This is a genomic window from Kribbella sp. NPDC050459, from assembly GCF_040655315.1.
GTDB lineage: Bacteria > Actinomycetota > Actinomycetes > Propionibacteriales > Kribbellaceae > Kribbella.
Genome location: NZ_JBFAJQ010000002.1, coordinates 794,508 through 810,256 on the forward strand (window position 1 = coordinate 794,508; position 15,749 = coordinate 810,256).

The following is a 15,749-nucleotide window of genomic DNA, read 5'->3' on the forward strand; positions in this document are numbered from 1 at the left end:
CGTCAACCACAGCGCGGCTCGCCCACCGGCCGCGCCCCGAACGAAGCGAGCGCACCGATGAGCACTGTCGTTTCCAAGGACGGTACGGCGATCGCGTACGACCGGCGCGGCGACGGCCCGGCCCTGGTCCTGGTCGACGGCGCACTCTGCTCCCGCGCGCAGGGTCCGATGCCCGAGCTCGCCGAGGCGCTGGCGAACCGGTTCACCGTCCACAACTACGACCGGCGCGGCCGCGGCGACTCCGGCGACGCCAACGAGTACTCGGTCGAGCGCGAAATCGAGGATCTGGCCGCCGTGATCGAGGCGGCCGGCGGGTCGGCGTACGTCTACGGCTCGTCGTCCGGTGCGGCGCTGGCGCTGCGGGCGGCGGCGGCCGGGCTGCCGATCGAGAAGCTGGTCGCGTTCGAGCCGCCGTACGTCGTCGACGACAGCCGGAAGCAGATCCCGCGCAGCTGGGTGTCCGATCTCCAGGCGCTCGAGCCCAACGACGCGATCAGGTACTTCTTCACCAAGGGCATCGGGCTGCCCGGGATCTTCGTCACGATGATGAAGCTGATGCCGGCCTGGAAGCCGATGAAGGCGATCGCGCACACCCTGCCGTACGACGCCCAGGTGCTCGGCGGCAACTGCTTCGGCGACCCGATGGACGCCACCCAGTGGGCCGGGATCGAGCAGCCGGTGCTGGTCGTGAACGGCGGCAAGAGCCCGACCTGGATGAAGAACTCGACCCGGGCGCTCGCGGCGGCCGTACCGGGTGCCGCGCACACCGAGGTACCGGGTCAGAACCACGTCATCAAGGCGGCGGCGATCGCCCCGGTGATCGCCGGGTTCTGTGCCTGACACGCGAAGGGCGTCCGGCTGCACGCCGGACGCCCTTCGTCGTAGTGCGGGGTGTGTCAGGCGCCGGTGATCAGGGCGCCGGCGCCGGCGCGGGCCGCGTCGAAGCGAGCCTGGGCGTCGGCCCAGTTCACGACGTTCCACCACGCCTTGACGTAGTCGGGCTTCACGTTCTTGTACTGCAGGTAGAACGCGTGCTCCCACATGTCCAGCATCACCAGCGGGATCTGGCCGGCCGGCAGGTTGCCCTGCTGGTCGTACAGCTGGTGGACCAGGAGCTGCCCGGCCAGCGCGTCCCAGCCGAGGATGGCCCAGCCGGAGCCCTGGATGGTGGTCGCCGCCGCGGTGAAGTGGCCCTGGAAGGCGTCGAACGAACCGAACGCGTCGTCGAGCGCCGCACCCAGCTCGCCGTCCGGCTTGTCGCCACCGTCCGGAGACAGGTTCTTCCAGAAGATCGAGTGGTTGACGTGACCGCCGAGGTTGAAGGCGAGCGTCTTCTCCAGCCCGACGATCGCGCCGAAGTCACCCTTCTCGCGGGCCTCGGCCAGCTTGTCGAGGGTGTCGTTCAGACCCTTCACGTAGGTCGCGTGGTGCTTGTCGTGGTGCAGCTCCATGATCTCGCCGGCGATGCTCGGCGCGAGTGCGCCGTAGTCGTAAGGGAGGTCGGGAAGCGTGTACGTGGTCAACTCTGCTCCTTCGTCAGGGCCCCGCGCGAGGGCCGATATCTCCGATGTCCTGTCTCAGCGGCACCAGCTTGAAACTTCAACCACGGTTGAGGTCAAGTCGCCACGCGGACGAACGCGGCGTCCCGACCGGTGCCCGATGCGACCGCCCGCACACCCCGGCGTACGCACCGAACACCCCCAGCTTCACATACTCTCCCCGACAACCCACGCGCGAGTCTCACCTCGACCGGCGGACGGCTTCCAGCAGGTCGCGCAGCGCCTTCGCGAACGCCTCCGGACGCTCGACGAAACCGGTGTGGTCACCGGGGAAACGGGTCGGCTCGACGCCCAGGCCGGCGGCCAGCGCGGTCGAGGTCCGGTCGCAGAGCTGACCGGTGGACTCCTCGCCGATCCCGACCACGACGTCGGCCGCGCGGAGCCGGTCGAAGTCCGGCAGCCAGCTGATCGACTCGCGCATCTCGTGGCCGAACCAGAACCGCTCGGTCGCCAGCTGCTCGGGGTCGCGGTCGGCGCCGAACATCATCTCCACGACCTCGTCGGGCAGCTGGATGTTCGCGACCGCGAAGAACTGCTTCCAGGCGCCGGTCACGTCCCCGGCGAGGTAGTCGGCCATCAACTTCTCCGACTTCGCGAGCAGCTCGTCCGCATCCGGCAGCAGCCGATCCAGCGGCGGTTCGTGGGCGATCACGGTCCGGACCAGCTCCGGGTGGTCCTGCGCCAGCGCCAGCGCGCTGACTGCTCCCCCGCTGGAGCCGAGGACGACGGCGGGCCCGGCGTCGACGTGCCGGATCAGCCGGGCCAGGTCGTCGGCGCGCTGCTCGGGCCGCGACGTACCGCCGGCCTCGAGCGTGCTCCGCTTCACGCCGCGCGGATCCGTCGTCAGCACGGTGCGGTCGGCCGCCAGCAGGTCGGCCAGCGGCGCGAACGCGTCGGCGTCCATGGGCGCGCCGACCAGGACCACCAGCGGTCCTGATCCGCGCACCTCGTAGTACAGCTCTGCGTCGGAAACCTTCAGTGTGTTGTTCATGGCAGTGCCACGAACGGGACCGCGCCGAATGGACAGTCAGCTGGAGAAGACGTCCGCATCCGGTCCGAAGTCGGCTTCCTCGACGACCCGGCGGACCTCGACCTCCTGGCCGAGGGCCTCGGCCAGCCGGGCCGCCCACTCGATCGCCTCGTCGCGGTTGCGGACCTCGACGACGATCATCCCGCCGACCAGCTCCTTGGTCTCCGCGAACGGGCCGTCGGTCACCGTGCGCTTGCCGCCGTCGACACTGACCCGGGCGCCGAGCGAGCTGCGATGCACGCCCTCCGCGAACAGCAGCACGCCGGCCTTCGACAGGTCCTCGACGACCCCGCCGACCCCCTCGGCCACCTCCGGCGCCGGCAACTTCCCGGCCTCGCTGTCGGCGTCCGCCTTGTTGATGATCATGTAACGCATCGCTGCCGCTCCTCGTGGTTTCGGTTCATCACTTACTCTCACGTCGAGCAGGCCCCGGCCGGATCGACACCCGGCACCGGGTAATTTCAGTTGGGCTGGTCGCCGGCCGGGTTGTAGGCGCAGGCGTCGGCCAGGTTCTGGGTCGGGCCCGGGGGTGCGGTGGTCGTCGGGGCGGCCGGCTTGCGGGTGGTGGGCGGCGCGGCCGGGGTGGCCGGTGGGGTGGTCGTCGGCGGCGGCGTTGACTCGAGCGCGGTCTCGACGGTCTCGCGGAGGGCCTGGTAGTCGGGATGCAGGTACTTCAGGCGGAGCTTCTCGGAGTCGAGCGTGACGTTCGAGACCGTCCCCGACTTCACCTTCAGGGCCAGCTGCACCATCGCGGGCAGCAACTCCTGCGGGATGTCGGTCCGCAGCAGGTGCTGGCCGGCGCGGGCGATCGCCTTGTACTTCGTGACGAGCGTCTGCGGATCGGCCGCGTCGACGATGCTCTTGATCACGCACCGCTGCCGGATCTGCCGCTGGTCGTCGTCGGCGCCGTACCGCCCGCGGGCGAACCACAGTGCGTGCCGTCCGTCGAGGTGCTGGCCGGGTCCGGGCTCGATCCATTCCTTCGGCGGGATGTGCGAGCTGCTGATGCCGCCCATCGCGACCCGCTCGTTGACGTTCACCCGGATCCCGCCGAGCGCGTCGACGATCTCCGGGAAGCTCTGCAGGTTGACCTGCAGGTAGTAGTCGAGCTTCAGCCCGATCGCCTCGCCGACCGACTGCTTCAGCACGTCCGCGCCCTCGTTGTCCGACGGCCCGAGGATGCCCGGGTGCGCGTCCGGCACGTTCTGGTACATCGCGGTCAGCATCCACTCCAGCCGGCCGTCCAGACTCAGCCCCTCCTTGCCGAAGCCCGCCGGGTAGTACTTGTACAGCGGCGAGTCCGGCGGGAACGGCATGAAGGTCAGGTTCCGCGGCAGCGAGATCAGCGCCGTGTTCCCGGTCTTGGTGTCGATGCTCGCGACGATCACGGTGTCGGTGCGCACACCCTCGCGGCTGGGCGCGTCGTCCCCGCCGAGCAGCAGCAGGTTCAGCCGCTGCTTGTTCTCCCACGGGTCCTTGGTATTGACCGTCGACGGCCTGGTCGCGCTCTTGCTCTCGCCCTGCGCCTGGAAGACGTCCTGCACCAGCGTCCGCTGCGCCAGCACGCTCTGGACGCCGACCGCGGCCGGCGCGGCGATCGCGAAGCACAACAGCCCGACGAACAGCGCGCCGAAGGCCCGGCCGCCGGCCCCTCCCGTTGCCGGGCGCAACGACCGGTGCGACGCCACGACGACCACGATCCAGGCGAACGCCAGCGCGCCGATCGCCACCGACGTGATCAGCAGCCGGCTCGGTACGACGGTGGCCGCGAGCACCTCGTCACGCCGGGTCAGACCGACGTACACGCCGAGCCCGATCAGGCCGAGGAAGAGCGTGAGCACGAACGCACCGATCCGCCGCCGCCCGCCGATGATCAGCCCGAGTCCTGGAAGCAGGGCGCCCAGCAGGGTGAATCCCAGCAAGTTCGGCATCGACCGCGGCCGCTTCGCGGTCGCGCGCGCAGTCCCCATCGGCATCCCTGTCTCCCCGTCGATCCCCCGCTATCAGTGTGCCCCGAAGGATGCACGCTGTACCTGTTCAGACGTGTTACAGGGTCAATCGGTTGTCAAACGGTCAGATGAGCGCCGTCGAACCCTTCGGTCTCGACGAGCGACCGGACCACGGCGGCGATCCGCTCCGGCGGCGTCCACCGGCTGGTGTCGGCGCCCGGCATCGCGGCGCGGTTCGCGGGGGTGTCGATGGTGCCGGGCAGGATGGTGTTCACCCGGATGCCGTCACGCGCGTACTCCGCGTGCAGGGCGTCGGCGAACGCGATCACCCCGGCCTTGGCGGTGATGTACCCGGCCGCGCCGGAGAACGGGTGCTGCGCCGCCCGGCTCGACGTACAAACGATCGCTCCACCACCGGCCGCGACCAGGTGCGGCAGGACCCCCCGGGTGATCAGGTACGTCGGCCGCAGGTTGAGCCGCAGGATGCTCTCGAAGTCCTCGACCGGCGTCTCGTGCACCCGCGCGCCGGACGCGAACCCGCCGACGAGGTTGACCAGGGCGGTCAGCGGGGCGTTCTCGTCGGACGCGGCGAGCGCCACGACGTCCGCCGTACCGGCCGGGTCGAACGGGTCGGCGACGATCGGGTTCAGCGCCGGGTCGGTGCCGAGCCGGGCGAGCGACTCCTCGGACCGCCCGGGGACGACGACCCGCCACCCCGCGCGCAGGAACTCCGCGGTCACCGCCACGCCGAGCGCACCGGTGCCACCGGCAACCACCACTGTGTTGGTCATGGCGGCCAGCCTAATCAGGTCGCGGTGGGGACGGGGCGGGGCTAGGTTGGGCGGTTGCGCGGATTCTGATGCTGGGCGGGAACGGGTTTGTCGGGCGCGCGATCGTGGACGACGCGCTGGCCCAGGGCCACGAGGTGACGTCGTTCAGTCGCGGGAAGAGCGGGGGGCCGCTGCCCGCGGGCGTGACGCAGCTGATCGGGGACCGCGAGGCCGGGGACTACGCGGCGCTGCGGACCGGTGAGTGGGATGCGGTCGTGGACACCAGCGGGTTCCGGACCAGGGACGTCGGCCAGGCCATGGACGTGCTCGGCGACCGGGTCGGGCGGTACGTGTTCGTCTCGAGCCACGCGGTCTACGTCCGGGACCTGCCGGCCGGGACCGACGAGACCGCGCCCCGCCGCGAGCCGCTGCGCGACGCCGACGTGCTCACGAACGACACGTACGGCCCCTGCAAGGTCGCCTGTGAGGACGACGTCGTCGAGCGGTACGGCGATCGCGCCACGCTCGTCCGCCCCGGCCGGGTCACCGGGCCCGGCGACTCCTCCGGTACGGCGCTGTACTGGATCCGCCGCGGCGCCCGGGGCGGACGGATCGCCCTCCCGACCAGTCCTGAGGCCCCGCTGCAACTGGTCGACAGTCGCGACGTCGCCGGCCTGATCCTACGTCTCGTCGCCGACAACCGCTCCGGCGCCTACAACGCCGTCGGCCCCGACTCCACGATCGCCGAACTGATCCACACCGCGGCCGACCTGTCCGGCACAACCGCCGACATCATCCCGATCCCGTTCGACGCCGTACCGCCGCGCTTCCCGCTGATGGACCCCGAAGCCGAGTGGGGCGAACGCCGCCGCAACCCCGCCAAGGCCCGCGCCGCCGGCATGCCCGTCACACCCCTCCGCCAGACCGTCGAAGACGTCCTCCACTGGGATCGCGACCGCGGCGTCCCACCCCTCGCCATCGGCCTCACCCCAGACGCCGAGGCCACCCTCCTCGCCCATCACAATTTGCCTGGCTGACCCACCAACGTCCGGGTTCTGCACCCTGGTTGCGGGTACCGAACCCCTCATTTCGATGGCTGACCAGCCAAATTCGGGCGGGCGGCCTACTCGGGGAGGGCGAGTGTCCGGCCGGCGTCGCGGGCGGCGTTGATGGAGCGGGTGAGGGTGTCCTTGAGGGCGGCTGCCTCGTCGGTGAAGCCTTGGACTACGGACGTGTCGCCTACGGGTTCCGTGCGGGCGAGGAGTTCGATGTAGCGGTCGCCGTCCTCCAGTGCCGCCTCGGCGCGCAGGGCGGCGTCTGCGGAGCGGACTCGGTCGGCGTACTGGTCCAGCAGGTCCACCTTGCGGGTGATCGCCTCAGCCGAGAGCGCGAGTGCCCGGCGCTGCGGGCCGAGGACGGCGTCGAGCTCAGCGGTCGCCATGCCGGGTGCGACGTCCGCCTGCCTGGCCCGCAGTACGGTCTGCTCGCGGAGCACCTGCGCGATGTCCCACAGCTGCTCCGGCAGGACCAGCTCGTTCTTCACCTCGTCGAGCAGACCGCGCCGGGTGACCGTTGCCTCGAGCACCGTTTTCACCGCGCGCTGCGCCCGGGTCAGCAGCCGCGCGGCCTGGTCGTCGAAGTCCTGCGGCAGCAGGTACTTCCGGTGCTGCAACCGGACCGCCTTGTGCCCGCGGTCCTCGACCGCCGTCTTCACCAGGATGCCGCCGGTCGCCAGCACCGCGACCCCCGCCAGCCCGACGGATCCCCACGCGGCAACGGAGGCCGGCAGCGTGGCGGCCATGATGATCAGCGCCAGGATCCATCCCCCGACACACACCGCAAGCCACACCAGCAACGTCCCGAACGTGTTGCCGGGCGCCGCCGACCACGACGTCTGCCGCTTCGGCCGCGGCGCGTCGGCCGCCACGAACAACTCCGGCCGGCGCTCGTACAAGCGCCGTACGCCGACCGGCACACCCGGCGCGAACACAGGCTCCATCGCCACCTCCGGAGAAGACGTCAGCACTCAGCGTAGCCGTGCGGAAAGTCCATCGAGGAAGATCGCCAGGCCGAACTCGAACAACTGGTCCAGGTCGTAGTCGTAGTCGAAGCCGTCGGCCAGGAGTTCCTGAAACGCCGTCAGGTTTCCGGCCGCGATCATCGCCGCCAGCTGGTCGCCCTGCCGGTCGGCCCACTCGTCCGCGGTCACGCCGGTGTCCTGCTCGGCCTGCGCCTCGGACTCCATCACCAGCGCGATCCCCCGCACGTACGCGAACAGGCTGATCGTCGCCGACAACGCCGCGCTCTTCCCGAACCCACGTAACGCCCGCAGGACCGCATCCGTGTGCGGCAGCAGCCGCGGCACCAACTGCGGCCGGCTCAGACTGATCGCGCTGGCGAGCCAGAGATGCCGCCGGTACGCCGCCCAGTGCACGCGCGCCACCGCCGTCACCGCGTCTCGCCAGCTCCCGGAGACCTCTCGCAACGGAAACTCGCCGAGGGCCGCATCGACCATCTGGACGACGAGCGCCTCCTTGCCCCCGACGTAGCGGTAGAGCGCCATCGTCGACACCCCGAGCTCGGTCGCGATCCGGCGCATCGACAACGCCGCGAGCCCTTCGGCGTCCGCGATCGCGATCCCCATCCGGACGATCTCGTCGCGGTCCAGGTCGGGCACGTCATCGGGACCGGCAGCGGTACGCCGGGAGCGCGGCGGCGGACCGACCACGGTCCCGACGCCGGGCGAGGCATGCACGAGCCGGTCGGCCTGCAGCACCTGCAACGCCTTGGTCGCGGTCGCCATCGCCACTCCGAAGTCGCGGACCAATGCCCGCGTCGACGGCACCCGCTCACCCGGCCGCAACTCCCCGGCCTCGATCCGCCGCCGTAGCTCCGCGGCGATCATCTGGTACGGCGCTTCACCCATCACCCCTCCTAGTGCACGTACATCGTACGCGCACTATGCCAGTTCCGGCGTACTGTGCGGTGCCGTGATCGCGACGCTCATCCTGTTGCCGTCCGCAAGTATCTGGCTTTTGTCCGGGGTCGCGGCCGTCGCCGCGGTCCTGACGTTCGGGCTCGTGTACCTGGTGATCCTCGCGGACAGCCTCGGTCGTACGGTGCTCGCCCCGGCGCAGATCCCGGCCGGTCTGCTGACCGCGCTGATCGGGGCGCCGTACTTCGTCCATCTGCTCTGGCGAACGCGGGTGCCCACGCGCTGATCGTCGTGTCAAGATGGGCCGCATGCTGCGCGAACTGCACCTCACCGGCAACCCGGACGCCGACAAGTTGCTCAACGACGACCCGTTCGCCTTGCTGGTCGGCATGCTCCTCGACCAGCAGTACCCGATGGAGCACGCGTTCTCCGGCCCGCTGAAGATCGCGAACCGGATGGACGGTTTCGACCTGCACAAGATCGCCGCGACCGACCTGGAGACGTTCGTCGAGCTCTGCGTCACCCCGCCGGCGATCCACCGGTACGGCGGCTCGATGGCCCGCCGGGTGCACGCGCTCGCGCAGGAGATCATCGCGAAGTACGACGGCGACGCCGCCAACATCTGGCTGGCCGGCCGCCCGAAGCCGGACGGCGCCGAGGTGCTGAAGCGGCTCAGGGCGCTACCGGGGTTCGGGGAGCAGAAGGCGAAGATCTTCCTCGCTCTGCTCGGCAAGCAGCGCGGCGTCACACCGAAGGGCTGGCGCGAGGCGGCCGGCAACTACGGCGACCGCGGCTCGCGGCGCTCGATCGCCGACGTCACGGACGCCGCGTCCCTGGGCGAGGTGCGCAACTTCAAGAAGGCGGCGAAGGCGGCCGCCAAGGCCTGATCCACGAGACACCGGCGCCCGATCTGTAGCAGCCGGGCGCGGGTTGTCCCTTGTACTCCACGAGATTCCCTGCGAAGTCCGGCGTACCGCTCTATGCTCGCTAGGGCGACGGGAGGAGCGCGGATGGACATCCGGGATCTGGATCGCAGGGCCGGTGCGGTGCTCGGGGAAGTCGTGATGCAGGTCCGGCCTGAGCACCTGTGGTTTCCCACCCCGTGCCCGGACTGGACAGTCCGGGGCCTGATGCGCCACCTGGTCAGCCAGAACGAGGGCCTGGCCGCCGCCGCGCTGAACGGCACCGCCTCCGTCCACACCTGGAACAGCGGACGTCTCGGCGACAACCCGGCCGGCGCCTATCGCCGCTCGAACGTGCGGGTCGCGGACGCATTCGCCGACGGCGGTGCGCTGGACCGGCTGGTGGAGGTCCGCGAGTTCGGCTCGTTCCCGCGCCGGATCGCGCTGACCTTCCACCAGCTCGACTGCGTCGTGCACGCCTGGGACCTGGCCCGCGCGATCGACGTCCCGTACAACCCGCCGCCGGACATGGTCGAGCAGGCGCTCCAGCTGGCCCGCCGGATCCCCGACACCGACGCGAACCGCGGCGCCGGCTACGCGTTCGAACGCAGCGTCAAGGTCTCCGGCACGGCCCCCGACTTCGACCAGCTACTCGGCCTCCTCGGCCGCAACCCGGAGTGGGTCTCCCCGCTGGACTGAGTAGTCGGGCAGGTCGATCGCGTCCGGCTTCGCGATCGCTGCCTTCGCCAGCGTCCCGGCCATCAGCCGCGACGTCATGACGCGCAGCACGAGATCCCGGTACGCGATCCCGAACCTGCTCATCGGCATCGCCATCTTGATCCCGCCCGGCGGCAGCTCCATCCGCTGCTCGACGTACGCCCGCATCCGGCGCTGGTACGCCGGGAACGCCCGCGCGTGATCGCCGTCCGCGGCGGCCAGCTCGCCCGCGAGGACGTACGCACCGACCAGCGACAGCGCCGTACCGTGGCCGGCCATCGGGGACCCGCAGTACCCGGCGTCACCGACCAGAGCGATCCGCCCGCGGGACCACTGCGGTACGACGACCCGGCTGGTCGAGTCGAGGTAGAAGTCGTCGGCCGCGGCCAGCTGGTTCAGGATGTGCGGGGCATGCCAGCCGAGCCCCTCGAACCGCGACCGCACCAACTGCTTCTGCGCCTCAACGTCCCGGCGGTCGTAGCTGAGCACCGGCGACCGGAAGCTCAACAGCGCCTTCGCGAACCGCGGATCGCGATCCGGCCGCAGGCCGACCCAGCGCCCGCCCGGCGCGGTGTAGAGCTTCATCCAGTGCTTCAGGTCCTCCGGCGCCTCGACCGTGAAGTACGACGTGTAGCCGCCGAGGTGGTGCACGAACTCCTCCTCCGGCCCGAACGCGAGCCGCCGGACCCGGGAGTGCACCCCGTCCGCGCCGAGCACCAGATCGAACCGCCGCCGGGTCCCGCTCGCGAACGTGACGTCGACGCCGCTCGAGTCCTGCGTCAGCTCGGTGACCGAGTCGCCGTACAGGTACTCCACCTCGTGCGTCGCGTCGGCCAGGATCCCGGCCAGGTCGCCCCGCAGGATCTCGATCTCGGCGACCGGCCCCGCGCCGTCGAGAAGCTCCGCGGGCATCGCGGCGGACTGCCGCCCGTCGGCCCGCACGTACGCGAGCCCGCGCTCGTGCAGCTGCCGTTCGGCGACCGCCGGCATCAGCCCCATCCGCTCGGCGACCACCCGCGACACCCCGCGCAGGTCCACCGTCTGCCCGCCCGGCCGCGGCCCCGGCGCGATCTCGACCACCGTCGGCGCGAACCCGAACCGCCGCAACCAGAACGCCACCGCCGGCCCCGCGATCCCGCCACCGGAAATCAGCACAGTCTTCATCTCACAAACCCCTTCACTAGTGCGCGTACGCCGTACACGGTGCACTAGGTAGAGGGTGTGACGCCAGCGCGCACTAGTACACCGGCCGTGGTGCACCAGATCCGCCCGGCGGGGGCGGACCGCCACCACTCACCAAGTGCGGCCGACCGGCCGTGCACGCCCGACGCTGAGCGTGCGACCGCTGCGGCGGGCCTGGTTGGTGAGTGACCCAGGTCCGCCTCAGAGTGAGAGGGCCAGCCGGGTCGCCTGCTCGATCGCCCGCTTGGCGTCCAGTTCGGCGGCGACATCGGCGCCGCCGATCAGGTGGACCGGGCGGCCGGATTCGCGCAGTGCCTCGGCCAGGTCGCGGACCGGTTCCTGGCCGGCGCAGACGACGATGGTGTCGACCGCCAGGACGCGGGCCTTCTCGCGCTTCGGGCCGAACGTGATGTGCAGCCCCTCGTCGTCGATTCGCTCGTAGTTGACGCCCCGCAACTGCTCGACCTGCTTGTTCTTCAGCGCGGCCCGATGGACCCAGCCGGTCGTCTTGCCGAGCCCGGCGCCGATCTTCCCGGCCTTGCGCTGCAGCAGATACACCGTGCGCGGCGACGGTTCCGGTCGCGGTACGGCGAGCGCGCCCGGCAGTTGGGTCGGATCGCCGACGCCCCATTCCGCCTTCCAGGCTTCGAGATCCGGCGACCTACCGGTCAGGAACTCGCTGACGTCGACCCCGATCCCGCCGGCCCCGATCACCGCGACCGAGTCCCCGACCGGCTTGCCGTCGCGGACCACCTCGACGTACGAGAGCACCTTGGGGTGGTCGATCCCGGGGATCGCCGGCACCCGCGGCACGACGCCGGTCGCGAGCACGATCTCGTCGAAACCGGTCAGGTCGTCGACGCCGGCCCGGCGGCCGAGGTGCACCTTGACACCGGTCAGGTCGAGCTGCCGCCGGTAGTACCGGATCGTCTCGGCGAACTCCTCCTTGCCCGGGATCCGGCGCGCGATCCCGAACTGCCCGCCGAGCTCGGCGTCCGCCTCGAACAGCTCGACCCGGTGCCCGCGCCCGGCCGCCGTCACGGCCGCCGCCAGTCCGGCCGGCCCGGCCCCGACAACCGCAATACTCTTCGTCCGCCGGGTCGGCAGCAGCCGCAGCTCGGTCTCGCGGGCCGCCCGGGGGTTAACCATGCAGCTCGCCTTCTGGTTCGCGAACACGTGGTCGAGGCACGCCTGGTTGCAGGCGATGCAGACGTTGATCTCGTCGGCCCGATCGGTCGTTGCCTTCAGCACCCACTCCGGGTCGGCCAGGAACGGCCGGGCCATGCTGACCAGATCGGCGTCGCCGCGGGCCAGCACCTCCTCGGCGACCTGCGGCAGGTTGATCCGGTTCGACGTGACCACGGGAATCGTCACGTGCGGCTTGAACGCCGCGGTCACGCTCGTGAACGCGGCCCGCGGCACCGACGTGACGATGGTCGGGACCCGCGCCTCGTGCCAGCCGATCCCGGTGTTGATGATCGACGCCCCGGCCGCCTCGATCTCGCGGCCGAGCGTGACCACGTCGTCCCAGGCCTGCCCGCCCTCGACCAGGTCGGCCATCGACAACCGGTAGATGATCAGGAAGTCGTCGCCGACCCGCTCCCGGGTCCGCCGGACGATCTCGACCGCGAGCCGGCGGCGGTTCTCCGGGCTGCCGCCCCAGCGGTCGGTCCGCCGGTTCGTCCGCTCGGACAGGAACTGGTTGATGAAGTACCCCTCCGAGCCCATGATCTCGACGCCGTCGTACCCGGCGTCGCGGGCGAGCGCCGCGCAGTCGACGTACGCCTGGATCTGCTTCCGGACGCCGCGATCGGACAGCGCGCGTGGCCGGAACGGGTTGATCGGGGCCTTCAGGGCGGACGCGGACACGCTGAACGGGTGGTACGAGTACCGGCCGGCGTGCAGGATCTGCAGCGCGATCCGGCCGCCCGCTTCGTGCACGGCGCCGGTCAGCAGCCGGTGCCTGCGCGCCTGCCGCTTGGTCATCAGCGTGGACCCGAACGGCGTGAGCCACCCGGTCCGGTTCGGCGCGTAGCCGCCGGTGACCATTAGCCCGACGCCGCCGCGGGCACGCTCGGCGAAGTACGCGGCAAGCTTGGGTAGGTCGCTCAACCGGTCCTCGAGGCCGGTGTGCATCGACCCCATGATCACCCGGTTCGGCAGCACCACATGGCCGAGGTCGAGCGGCTCCAGCAGCTTCGGGTACGAACTCATCGGCTGTCCTTCCGGAGGGCGTCGATCACCTCGTCGCACCAGGCGACGAAGGACTCCTCGGCGCGGATCCCGCCCCGCAGCACGAGGTACTGATGCAGGTCCCGGCCGTGCAGCGTGGCCGGCTTCGGGAAGTCGCGTTTCTGGATCCCGCGGTACACCTCGCGCCGCGTCGCGTGCTCGGCCCGGTGCCGCTCGATCTCCTTCAGCACCACGTCGACCGAACCCAGCGAGGCGCCGCGCAGTTTCACGCCGAGCCCGTCCCGCAGGACGGCCGGGTCCTCTGGCTCGGCCAACCAGCGCGACAACTCCGCACGCCCTGCCGCCGCGACCCGGTAGACCTTCTTGTCCGGGCGGCCGTCCTGGGCGATCTCGGTGTGTTTCACCCAGCCGGCCTCGTCCATCCGCCGCAGCACCCGGTAGATCTGCTGGTGCGTGGCCGGCCAGAAGTACCCGATCGACCGGTCGAATCGCCGGGCCAGCTCGTACCCGGACCCGGCCCGCTCGGTCAGCGAAACCAGAATCGCGTGCTCCAGCGCCATTCCCGGAGCGTACCTATGCAACTCGTTGCAGTGCACCTGATTGCAGCCCAGGTCACATCACTTGTCCGGACAAGGTTGATGAGGTCTGAGAGAATGGTTGCAGACGCCATCTATCCCGGAGCGGAGTATCCATGAACCACCCGACGAAGACGACGTTGCCCGGTATCGGCTTGCGGTACGACCTGGTCACCGACGCCGGCAAACACGTCTCGGTGGTGGTGCACAACGACGGGCGCCGGTTCCTCGGCTTCCACAATCCCGAGGACGACGACGAGTGCCAGGCCAGCGTCCCCTTAGGGCAGGACGAGGCGGCCGCGCTGGCGAGTTTGCTGATCCCGGAACCGCTCGACCCGGTCCGCGGTGAGATCGAGATCGACCTGGTCACCGAGCACATCCCGGTCACCGCCAAGTCGCCGTACTCCGGGCGGACGCTCGGTGACACCCAGGCCCGCAGCCGGACCGGCGCGTCGATCGTCGCGGTCCTGCGCCGCACCGGGGCGACGCCGTCGCCGACGCCGGACTTCCGGTTCGCGACCGGCGACACGCTCGTCGTGGTCGGCACCCGCGAAGGTGTGGACGCCGTGGCCGACCTGATCGCCGGGGGCTGAGCATGCACGAGAACATCACTGCCCTGCTGATCGAGCTGGGCGCGGTCATCCTTGCCCTCGGCATCCTCGGCCGGATCGCCGGCCGGCTCGGGTTCTCGCCGATCCCGCTGTACCTGCTGGCCGGGCTCGCGTTCGGGCACGGCGGCCTGCTGCCGCTGGCTGCGAGCGAGGAGTTCGTTGCCACCGGCGCCGAGATCGGCGTGATCCTGCTGCTGTTGCTGCTCGGACTCGAGTACACCGCGTCGGATCTGGTCGGCACCTTGAAGACGCAGTACATCTCGGGAGCAGTCGACTTCCTGCTGAACGCATTGCCCGGTGCGGCTGTCGCCTTGCTGCTCGGCTGGGGCCCGGTGGCGGCGGTCGCGCTGGCAGGTGTCACCTGGATCTCCTCGTCCGGCGTGATCGCGAAGGTCGTCGGCGATCTCGGACGGCTGGGCAACCGGGAAACGCCGGTGGTGCTCGGGATCCTGGTGCTCGAGGACCTGTCGATGGCGGTCTACCTGCCGATCCTCACCGCGCTGCTGGCCGGTGTCGGACTGGCCGGCGGGAGCATGACGCTGCTGATCTCGCTCGGCACGGTCAGCGTCGTGCTGTTCGTCGCGCTCCGGTACGGGCGGGTGATCAGCCGGGCGGTCTCCTCGGACAACCCGGAGATGCTGCTGCTCGTCGTCCTCGGCCTGACGCTGCTCGTCGCGGGGATCGCACAGCAACTGCAGGTGTCGGCGGCGGTCGGCGCGTTCCTGGTCGGGATCGCGTTGTCCGGCGAGGTGGCGCACGGCGCCCGGAACCTGCTCAGCCCGCTGCGGGACCTGTTCGCCGCGGTGTTCTTCGTGTTCTTCGGCCTGAGCACGGATCCGGCGAAGATCCCGCCGGTGCTGGCGGTCGCGTTCGGGCTGGCGATCCTCACCGGGCTGACCAAGATCGCCACCGGCTGGTACGCCGCCCGGCGCGCCGGCATCTCGCCCGCGGGTCGCTGGCGGGCCGGCGGGACGCTGGTCGCGCGCGGCGAGTTCTCGATCGTCATCGCCGGTCTCGCGGTGGGTGTCGAGCCGAAGCTCGGCCCGCTCGCCACGGCGTACGTCCTGATCCTCGTCATCCTCGGACCGGTCGCGGCCCGCTACACCGAACCGATCGCCCGCCGCCTGACCCGTAAACCGCGGAAGCCGACCGACGCCCCGGCCGCGGAGCGTCTGGACGACACAGCCACGGCGCCTTCGTCACCCACAAGCTGATCGGCGACGCGGACCGCCACCACTCACCAACCACCGCTGGTGCCCCGACTACGGCCGGGCTTGAGCGTGCGTCGACTCGTGCACAGCCAGTTGGTGAGTGCGGGGCGTCCGC

Annotated in this window: 17 protein-coding genes; 7 read left to right on the forward strand and 10 right to left on the reverse strand. The window is 70.8% G+C overall.

From position 1 onward, the window contains the following. The first annotated feature begins 57 nt into the window (after positions 1 to 57). Positions 58 to 840 (forward strand): alpha/beta hydrolase, encoded by a 783-nt coding sequence (locus AB0I12_RS09835; RefSeq protein WP_359927126.1) that lies wholly within the window; start codon positions 58 to 60, stop codon positions 838 to 840. A gap of 56 nt (positions 841 to 896) precedes the next feature. Here AB0I12_RS09835 and AB0I12_RS09840 read toward each other — a convergent pair whose 3' ends face one another. The 5 genes from AB0I12_RS09840 to AB0I12_RS09860 all read right to left on the reverse strand — a co-directional run bounded on the left by AB0I12_RS09840 (position 897) and on the right by AB0I12_RS09860 (position 5,329). After that, a complete protein-coding gene (locus AB0I12_RS09840) occupies positions 897 to 1,523 on the reverse strand; it encodes a superoxide dismutase (RefSeq protein ID WP_359927129.1) in 627 nt (208 codons plus the stop codon). A 217-nt stretch (positions 1,524 to 1,740) separates the two neighbouring features. After that, positions 1,741 to 2,550 carry an alpha/beta hydrolase gene (locus AB0I12_RS09845; RefSeq protein WP_359927132.1) on the reverse strand — a complete coding sequence of 270 codons (810 nt, stop codon included), beginning with the start codon at positions 2,548 to 2,550 and terminating at the stop codon, positions 1,741 to 1,743. 36 nt (positions 2,551 to 2,586) lie between these two features. Next, positions 2,587 to 2,964 (reverse strand): YciI family protein, encoded by a 378-nt coding sequence (locus tag AB0I12_RS09850; RefSeq protein ID WP_359927133.1) that lies wholly within the window; start codon positions 2,962 to 2,964, stop codon positions 2,587 to 2,589. A gap of 86 nt (positions 2,965 to 3,050) precedes the next feature. Further along, positions 3,051 to 4,565 (reverse strand): LCP family protein, encoded by a 1,515-nt coding sequence (locus tag AB0I12_RS09855; protein WP_359927135.1) that lies wholly within the window; start codon positions 4,563 to 4,565, stop codon positions 3,051 to 3,053. A gap of 89 nt (positions 4,566 to 4,654) precedes the next feature. After that, positions 4,655 to 5,329 (reverse strand): SDR family NAD(P)-dependent oxidoreductase, encoded by a 675-nt coding sequence (locus AB0I12_RS09860; RefSeq protein ID WP_359927137.1) that lies wholly within the window; start codon positions 5,327 to 5,329, stop codon positions 4,655 to 4,657. Between the two features lie 68 nt (positions 5,330 to 5,397). On the opposite strand from AB0I12_RS09860, the gene AB0I12_RS09865 reads away from it, so the two are divergent. Continuing rightward, entirely contained in the window at positions 5,398 to 6,345 is a 948-nt protein-coding gene (locus AB0I12_RS09865; protein WP_359927138.1) for an NAD-dependent epimerase/dehydratase family protein, read from the forward strand. 86 nt (positions 6,346 to 6,431) lie between these two features. On the opposite strand, the gene AB0I12_RS09870 is transcribed toward AB0I12_RS09865, so the two are convergent. Next, on the reverse strand, positions 6,432 to 7,307 hold the full coding sequence (locus AB0I12_RS09870; RefSeq protein ID WP_359927141.1) for a hypothetical protein: 876 nt from the start codon (positions 7,305 to 7,307) through the stop codon (positions 6,432 to 6,434). A gap of 27 nt (positions 7,308 to 7,334) precedes the next feature. Further along, positions 7,335 to 8,234, reverse strand: coding sequence for a GntR family transcriptional regulator (locus AB0I12_RS09875; RefSeq protein ID WP_359927143.1), 900 nt, complete (start codon positions 8,232 to 8,234; stop codon positions 7,335 to 7,337). 64 nt (positions 8,235 to 8,298) lie between these two features. On the opposite strand from AB0I12_RS09875, the gene AB0I12_RS09880 reads away from it, so the two are divergent. The 3 genes from AB0I12_RS09880 (at position 8,299) to AB0I12_RS09890 (ending at position 9,844) form a co-directional block, all read left to right on the forward strand. Next, entirely contained in the window at positions 8,299 to 8,529 is a 231-nt protein-coding gene (locus AB0I12_RS09880) for an iron chelate uptake ABC transporter family permease subunit (protein WP_359927145.1), read from the forward strand. 22 nt (positions 8,530 to 8,551) lie between these two features. Beyond that, positions 8,552 to 9,130, forward strand: coding sequence for an HhH-GPD-type base excision DNA repair protein (locus tag AB0I12_RS09885; RefSeq protein ID WP_359927147.1), 579 nt, complete (start codon positions 8,552 to 8,554; stop codon positions 9,128 to 9,130). A gap of 123 nt (positions 9,131 to 9,253) precedes the next feature. Then, positions 9,254 to 9,844, forward strand: a complete 591-nt coding sequence (locus tag AB0I12_RS09890) for a TIGR03086 family metal-binding protein (RefSeq protein ID WP_359927149.1) — start codon at positions 9,254 to 9,256, stop codon at positions 9,842 to 9,844. Here the strand turns inward: AB0I12_RS09890 and AB0I12_RS09895 are convergent. From AB0I12_RS09895 to AB0I12_RS09905, 3 genes are all read right to left on the reverse strand, one after another. Further along, positions 9,794 to 11,026, reverse strand: coding sequence for an FAD-dependent monooxygenase (locus tag AB0I12_RS09895; protein ID WP_359927152.1), 1,233 nt, complete (start codon positions 11,024 to 11,026; stop codon positions 9,794 to 9,796). The two genes, AB0I12_RS09890 and AB0I12_RS09895, sit on opposite strands and share 51 nt — an antisense overlap. Positions 11,027 to 11,245: 219 nt before the next feature. Next, entirely contained in the window at positions 11,246 to 13,258 is a 2,013-nt protein-coding gene (locus AB0I12_RS09900) for an NADPH-dependent 2,4-dienoyl-CoA reductase (protein ID WP_359927154.1), read from the reverse strand. Continuing rightward, on the reverse strand, positions 13,255 to 13,797 hold the full coding sequence (locus AB0I12_RS09905) for a PadR family transcriptional regulator (protein ID WP_359927156.1): 543 nt from the start codon (positions 13,795 to 13,797) through the stop codon (positions 13,255 to 13,257). The genes AB0I12_RS09900 and AB0I12_RS09905 overlap by 4 nt, the downstream gene beginning before the upstream one ends. A gap of 131 nt (positions 13,798 to 13,928) precedes the next feature. Between AB0I12_RS09905 and AB0I12_RS09910 the strand changes: the two genes are divergently transcribed. Both AB0I12_RS09910 and AB0I12_RS09915 read left to right on the forward strand, forming a co-directional pair. Further along, on the forward strand, positions 13,929 to 14,405 hold the full coding sequence (locus AB0I12_RS09910; protein WP_355477479.1) for a TrkA C-terminal domain-containing protein: 477 nt from the start codon (positions 13,929 to 13,931) through the stop codon (positions 14,403 to 14,405). Between the two features lie 2 nt (positions 14,406 to 14,407). Then, on the forward strand, positions 14,408 to 15,637 hold the full coding sequence (locus AB0I12_RS09915; RefSeq protein WP_359927158.1) for a cation:proton antiporter: 1,230 nt from the start codon (positions 14,408 to 14,410) through the stop codon (positions 15,635 to 15,637). Positions 15,638 to 15,749 lie beyond the last annotated feature (112 nt).